Here is a 7,108-nt window from a genome sequence, read left to right as displayed (position 1 = left end):
GATTTAATACCTTCACTTTGAATTTCAGCCCTTTGAATACCTTATTAAAATGGTTTAGCAATTACTTGCCTACCACCTTAACTTTTTTTACCATTATTTTCTTCTTTAAATAATCCCTTACTTACCATATTTCCCTCCATTAACCTAGTATTACCACTTTCGATAATTTTTTCTTTACGAAACAACTGTGATACCATAATTTTCATTATTTTTATATTGTCAAATAATTAAAAACCCGAGTTCGGCATAAGATTGGTAACATTATAGTAAATAATAAATAGGTATGGTATATAATAGTAACATTTATGATTCATCAGCAAGACAAGGCATATTTTACTTGAATATCTATTATTCTTAATATAAATTAAGTAATTTTAAAAACTTTGTCCCGTCTTTTGTATATTGAACTTTTATTTAGAGAAAAATAGACTGTAGTTATTTTTAAAAAACAAATCGTAACTCACAACAAACAAATTTCAACTTATTGCGCTAATCTCATATTTTCATGATTGAGTAATATTGAGTAATTAAGTAGCATATTATTTTAACACAAGGAAAGCAATTAGAGAAAGATTAAACATTTTATTAATAAAATATTCTAAATAGTTAAGAAGTTGCCAATGCTAAGGATAAAAACAGGGCTATCATGACTTTCAAGCCCTAACTTACAATCCATATAGCTTGGAAGTAAGTAATTTCTATAAGAGAAAACATCTATTATTGAATAGCGGATAATGCCTTATCGTAATTAGGTTCATTAGTAATTTCATCACAGATTTCTTGATAAACAATTTTTCCCTCTGGATTAATCACAATGACTGCACGCGTAAGAAGTCCTTTTAATGGGCTATCCTCTAGTAACAAGCCATAGACCTTACCAAATAGCTTATCTCTAAAATCACTCAACGCAACAACGTCTTTGATTCCGTCTGCGCCACAGAATCTACCCAATGCAAAGGGTAAATCCATAGAGATAGAATAAACTTTGGCATTTCCTAAAGAGCTTGCTTTCTGATTAAAAGTGCGCGTTTGTGTTTGACATACACCCGTATCAATGCTTGGCATAATACTAATAACCTGATAATTATTGCTTGCACCACCTATCGTTACCTCACTCAAATCATTCGCTACAAGAGTAACAATAGGAGCGTTTTGCCCTGCTGCTAATGGTTTTCCATAGAGTCTTGCTGGAGTTCCTTTAAAAGTTGGCATATTATTCCTTTAGTTAGATTTTTGGCCGTATTATTAATGAAGTTTCAAACTTAGAATTTGGAAATTCTAATGAATAAACCGCCTCTATGATTGTAGCCGAAAAACATTAATTTTATTAAGGATAACACTAGTTTGAGAAGCAAAAGTATCTCTTGATAGTAAGCTATGGAACAACTACGAGGTTAGAAATGGATAGTGTAGCACGAAGCAAATAGCATTTTGCTTGCAATTATGTTCTTAATAATAAGCTCAAAGTAACACAAGGATTTTAAGAAGTATTGGTATTGGAGATTGTATAACAAAGTATGTAAAAATAACTATTAGGAAATAGCAAAAAAGTTAAGATTAATCAAGATACATTATATATACTCTATTCATAAATGTTCATCTAATATCTTTCTTTTGGTGTCTTATGTTAATAGGAGATGAATGAAAATAGATAAAACCTAAACAACACCTATCTTTTATCTTTCTTTATGAAAGAGAGTTCTCTCACTCTTAAGCCCTATGAATCAATAATAAGCAATGATGAATATTCTTGGCTTTTAATAATATCTATTTGAACTGACTACCATTTCTATTTACAAGATAGAGACTTCTCTTGAGAATTATGGGTATCAAGTAAAACTAATTAATCATTTTAAGCTAGCGGAATAAGTTATCTAATTGCAAAAATAGATTGGGATGATTACTTTTTATTTTTTGTGCAAGATTCTTAATATTTACCATGGGCAAATTACCATCATCTTGGCGATATTTCTCTAGCTCATAGACTGCTACAGTCATTGTATCCTCTAAATCAATAGGCATAAGGTCTCGTATTTCATGCCTTAAGAGAATCTTAAGTTTTTCTTCATGGCTTGTACGTAAATGTCCTAGTAAGCTATTCAGTGCATTTTGAGGAAGAACAACAAATTCTTTATTATCCTCTGTTTTTAAAAACCATGCTTCATCACTCTTGAACCCCCCTTCTACAAACTCCAAAAGCCATCTATTTTCATCAAGTTGGGCAATGCAAGCAATATTGCTTGCATTATGCAAGCTTGCGACTAGATTGTGTTTTTTTTGTTTTGTCTGTTTAGCCATACCATCACTCCTTTTTGTGCATGTAGTCTATTATGTGCTTCCTCGATAATCTTACTTTGCACACCATCAATAACTTCCTCTGTAACCTCTAGTCCCCTGTAAGCAGGAAGGCAGTGTAGAAAAATCGCATCTTTATGTGCGTTAGCCATAATATTAGAATCTACTCTGTATTCCTTAAAATCGTGCATTCTCTGTTTCTTTTCTGCTTCCTGCCCCATGGATACCCATGTGTCTGTTGTAATAACATGTGCGCCAAGACTGACTGCACGAATATCATCAGTAAGAATAATTTTTGCTCCACTTTTTTTGGCATTCATATCTGCAAGTGCAAGAAATTCTTGTTTTGGCATGTAATTTTTGGGACAAGCAAGTCGTAATTCAAACCCCAATTTCGAAGCTAGCATGAGCCATGAATTTGCCATATTATTGCCATCTCCAATATAAGCTACAATGGGTTTGGGAAATTTAGGCTTATGGGGTATAGAATTAAGGATAGGGTCTGGTATAAAAATCCCGCATTCTATCATGGTGAGATAATCTGCTAGAAGCTGCATTGGATGAAAAGCATCGCTTAATCCATTTATCACACTCACACTTGAGTGACGTGCAAATTCTTCTAGTCTTTCGTGTATATGCGTGCGAACCATAATCATATCTACCATAGAGCTAATGACTGCTGCACTATCTCGGATAATCTCTCCCCTACCTAGTTGTAAGTCGCTGTTAGAGAGAAAGATTCCAAAGCCGCCTAGCTGATAGATTCCAACTTGAAAACTGACACGTGTCCTAGTTGAGCTTTTTTCAAAAACCATAGCAAGCGTTTGTCCTGCAAGGTAGGGCGTAGGAATGCCCTGCTTGTGTTGTGATTTGATGGTAATAGCTAGAGAAAGCATTTCGAGTAGTTCATCTTTACTAAAATCATTAATTGTAAGAAAATGTTGAACTTTCGTGTTATTCATAAACTTCCTTGATTACAATTTGGATTATATTAATAAAAACTTAATTATGTTAATATGAGTAATTAAAACTTTGATTTCAAGAAATTGATGCTTTGTATATCAACTAACCAGATAGTTATAAGTAACTAGAAATAAGCGGTTTTTGCGCTACGAATACCACAATTATAGCACAGATTCTAAGGAGTGATTGTTATGGACAAAGAAAAAACTAAGATTTATTCAGAGCAAGTTAGATTGATAGGGGAGGGACATTTATTTTGCGATAAGTTTGGCTGTATTGACATTAAGAATCTTAATGGAAGTCAATAAATCTCAAAAGTAATTTTTGAGATTTATTATTAATTGATTTTACCGTATAGTAATCTAGCTTTAATCTTTCTATAAACTCTTGTTTTATTTTCCTAAATAAACTTGTCTAGGTCTAGTGATTCTCACGGATGGATTCTTCATGTGTTCAATGAGGTTTGCACACCATCCGGGCATTCTACCTAAAACAAATATTGGAGTAAAGAGTTCTGTTGGGATTCTTAATGCAGTGAGAATAATGCCGCTATAAAAATCTACATTAGGGTAAAGTTTGCGCTCAATAAAATAACTATCTTTCAAGGCTACTTCTTCAACCTTTTCAGCAATATCACTAAGGCGCATATCCATGGTAATGCCTCTTTTATTCAAGTCATCTTTTAAAGCCTTAAGCGTTTTGGCTCTTGGGTCATAATTTTTATACACGCGATGTCCAAAGCCCATAAGTCTGAAAGGATCATTTTTGTCTTTAACGCGAGCAATATATTTATCAACATTCTTCACGTTGCCAATCTCATTAAGTTGTTTTAATACTGCTTCATTAGCACCACCATGTGCGGGTCCCCACAAGGCTGCGATACCCGAAGAAATAGCTGCGTAAGGATGTACGCCCGTTGAGGCGACATTACGTACTGTGGTGGTCGAAGCATTTTGCCCATGTTCTGCATGTAGTGTTAGAATCTTATCCAAAGCTTCAATCTCAACTGGTTGAATGCCCTCTTCTCCTTGCAGGGTATGCTTGAATCTTCCATGTGGATAACCACGTAACATATAAAGAAAATTCTCAACATAACTCTTATTAACATCAGGCTCAACAAAAGGAGCACCGACACTATGGCGGTAACAAAATGCAACCATTGTCGCAGTCTTTGCAATAATTCTCCTTGCCATCATTTGATAATCATCTTCATCATCCATATCTTTGTGATCATAATAAAGTGTTGCTAGCACACTCACGAGAGCAGATAGTGTTGCCATAGGATGTGCTTTATCAGGAAAGGCAGCAAAGACGCTCTTTAGCCTTTCGTGCAAAAAACCTCTATGTCGCAGTTCAAGATCAAATGTATCTGATTCTTCTTGATTCTTTGGTAAGCCAGAATCTGTGATTAAAAGGCGGCACACATCTGTAAATTTATACTTTGCAACCAGATCTTGGATAGGAATGCCTTTATACAATAATTCACCGTCTTTACCATTGACATAGCTTATTGTGGATTCACAACCCGCCGTGCTACCATAGCCGGGGTCATAGGAAAAGAGGTCGGCTGTCTCAAATAGTTTGCTAAAATCGATTGCTTTAGGTCCTCTTGTGCAATTGATTAAGTTGAAGTCAAAACTTTCTCCTGTTTGATTGTTAGTTAGGGTAACTGTGTTTTTGCTCATGATTGCTCCTTCTATAAAAATGATAAAATTATGTGCAAACTTTTTCTAAGAGTAATGGCAAATATTTTGTTTAATGATTGCAAAATGTTTAGAATCTAGGTTTGTATCTGCAAACTCTAATAAATGTAGGGATTTTATCCGCTTTATATTCCGCCATTATCCTAATTAATGGTTATAAATATTAGGTTTTTATATAGTGTAGATTTTCACTATTAAAATACTGCAAGAACTCTAAAAGTTTAACCCATATAATTTATTCTACTCTATTCTGTAGCTTTTTATGATGATATTACAAAGAAACTTCCTTTGTAGATTCTAAAATGTTACAAAAATTATCAGATTCTTTTGTGTGAAAATTCTTATTTGTATCAAGCTAAAAATTGCTAGATTTAGATTTTTATAAGATCAAATGAGACTACACGCAGAGAGGATTGAGCAACAATTAATCACGAGCATCACTTGTATTGCATTTTGTGGAATCTATGATTTGAAACAACATTCTCATAAAGAAACATTGGCTTGTTTTAGACGGATTGACTCGATACTCTCGAGAGTTGCTTTATATGTGTTCCACATTGAACATAACCTTGACAATGCAATAGGGATTGATTTAAAGTCTGTAAGTATTTCTCATATAAAATCATTGCAAATTTATAAATCACAGTCAATTGAGTTGTTTATCTTAAACAAATCATTATGACCAGATTCCAATATTATGAAAGTGTAATTTTTAACTTCTTAATACGATGTTCTTCAATGCTTAATACTTCATATTGACACATAGAATCGCTAATCTTATCTCCCACATTTGGCATATCTCCAAAAAGATTAAGCACATATCCCCCTATGGTTACTTGCATCAAATTTTCATCATATTCTATCTTAAAGAGTTCTTCTATTCTCTCTAACTCTACTTTGCCCTCCACTTCATAAGACTTTTCATCAATTTTTTTCAGATTCTCTATTGGGGTGGAATCCACAATAATATTTCCCATAATTTCGTGCATAATATCTTGCGCCGTAATCATTCCGGCAGTTCCCCCATATTCATCAATAACTAAAGCTGTATCTACCTTTTTCTTATTCATTTTAAGCAGAATTTGCGATATAGAAGCACTTTCTGGGACAACAAGCATTTTTTTAACAAAATTGTCAAATATTACAGATTTATAGTCATTTTTAATGCTAGCAGCAAGAATATCGCGAATGTGGATAATACCTAGAATTTTGTCCTTACTCCCCTCGCAATAGGGATATCGCGTGTGATGAGGTTCAGAAATAAGAATATTAATATTTTTTTCGTATTCAAATGTTTTATCTAAGCAAATCATGTCTTTGCGCGGAGTCATAATTTCCCGTGCAAGAGTATCAGAAAAATCTACTGCATTTTTAATAATTTCGCCCTCTATGGAATCTAAAAAACCACCCTTGAGACTTTCTCCCACAATAATCTTTAATTCTTCATCGCTATGCGCTTCCGTATGTGCTTCAACCTTGAGGATTTTTAAGAATAAAGCTGAAGCAAAATCAAAAAATTTAATCACAGGATAGAATAAAATCCAAAAAGCATGGAGCGGACGCGCAATAGTTAAACATGCTCTTTCGCTTTTTGCAATAGCAATGGACTTGGGGACGATTTCACCTAAAATGACATGCAACAATGTTACTAAGCTAAAGGAAATGAGTAAGCTAATCGTATCTACAAACTGAATATGAGCCATAAATATACCATTCATGCCTCGTAGCACAAGAGCAGTAATATGATTGCCTACCCAACCAAGCGCTAAAGAGCTAAGGGTAATGCCTAATTGCGTAGCAGAAAGGTAACTATCGAGGGAATAAGACATTTTAAGAGCGAGTTTGGCAGTTTGATTATTTTGCTTGACTAGCTCTTCTAATCTTGAGCGACGTACCTTGACCAAAGCAAACTCTGAAAGAACAAAAAAAGCATTTAAGAGGATTAAAATAAATGCTAGGATAACCATTCCAAGCGACTGATAAGGATCCGTATCCAAAGGTATCTCCTTAAGATTGTGCATTTAGATTTTTAAGAGTCCAATACTTGTGGGTGATTTTAGGACTCTAAAACAATTAAGTTAGTTTGATTTTAACATATTTTATTTGCAAAGTTTCTTAAATTTTTATATTATAGGGATAAATAATAT

Annotated in this window: 5 protein-coding genes; all 5 read right to left on the bottom strand. The window is 33.8% G+C overall.

Annotation, left to right across the window (positions count from 1 at the left end; genetic code table 11):
• Window positions 1-717: 717 nt before the first annotated feature.
• The 5 genes from tpx to CQA44_RS10735 all read right to left on the bottom strand — a co-directional run bounded on the left by tpx (window position 718) and on the right by CQA44_RS10735 (window position 6,928).
• Window positions 718-1,212, bottom strand: coding sequence for a thiol peroxidase (gene tpx / locus CQA44_RS10755; RefSeq protein WP_115547236.1), 495 nt, complete (start codon window positions 1,210-1,212; stop codon window positions 718-720).
• 645 nt (window positions 1,213-1,857) lie between these two features.
• On the bottom strand, window positions 1,858-2,298 hold the full coding sequence (locus CQA44_RS10750) for a DUF2603 domain-containing protein (protein WP_115547235.1): 441 nt from the start codon (window positions 2,296-2,298) through the stop codon (window positions 1,858-1,860).
• Entirely contained in the window at window positions 2,262-3,257 is a 996-nt protein-coding gene (gene argF / locus CQA44_RS10745; protein WP_115547234.1) for an ornithine carbamoyltransferase, read from the bottom strand. Before argF ends, CQA44_RS10750 begins: the two co-directional genes overlap by 37 nt.
• A 393-nt stretch (window positions 3,258-3,650) precedes the next feature.
• The gene (locus tag CQA44_RS10740; protein WP_115547233.1) at window positions 3,651-4,943 is read right to left on the bottom strand and encodes a citrate synthase; all 1,293 of its coding nucleotides are present in this window, start codon (window positions 4,941-4,943) and stop codon (window positions 3,651-3,653) included.
• Between the two features lie 713 nt (window positions 4,944-5,656).
• Entirely contained in the window at window positions 5,657-6,928 is a 1,272-nt protein-coding gene (locus CQA44_RS10735; RefSeq protein WP_181881881.1) for a hemolysin family protein, read from the bottom strand.
• Window positions 6,929-7,108: the final 180 nt, after the last annotated feature.

The organism is Helicobacter sp. MIT 14-3879, from assembly GCF_003364125.1.
Note: the sequence above shows the minus strand (reverse complement) of the source record. Positions and strands in the feature narration are given on the sequence as shown.

Bases quoted from the DNA above. Each gene is read 5' to 3' on its own strand.
- tpx (WP_115547236.1), bottom strand. From the start codon at position 1,212: ATGCCAACTTTTAAAGGAACTCCAGCAAGACTCTATGGAAAACCATTA.
- CQA44_RS10750 (WP_115547235.1), bottom strand. From the start codon at position 2,298: ATGGCTAAACAGACAAAACAAAAAAAACACAATCTAGTCGCAAGCTTG.
- argF (WP_115547234.1), bottom strand. From the start codon at position 3,257: ATGAATAACACGAAAGTTCAACATTTTCTTACAATTAATGATTTTAGT.
- CQA44_RS10740 (WP_115547233.1), bottom strand. From the start codon at position 4,943: ATGAGCAAAAACACAGTTACCCTAACTAACAATCAAACAGGAGAAAGT.
- CQA44_RS10735 (WP_181881881.1), bottom strand. From the start codon at position 6,928: ATGGTTATCCTAGCATTTATTTTAATCCTCTTAAATGCTTTTTTTGTT.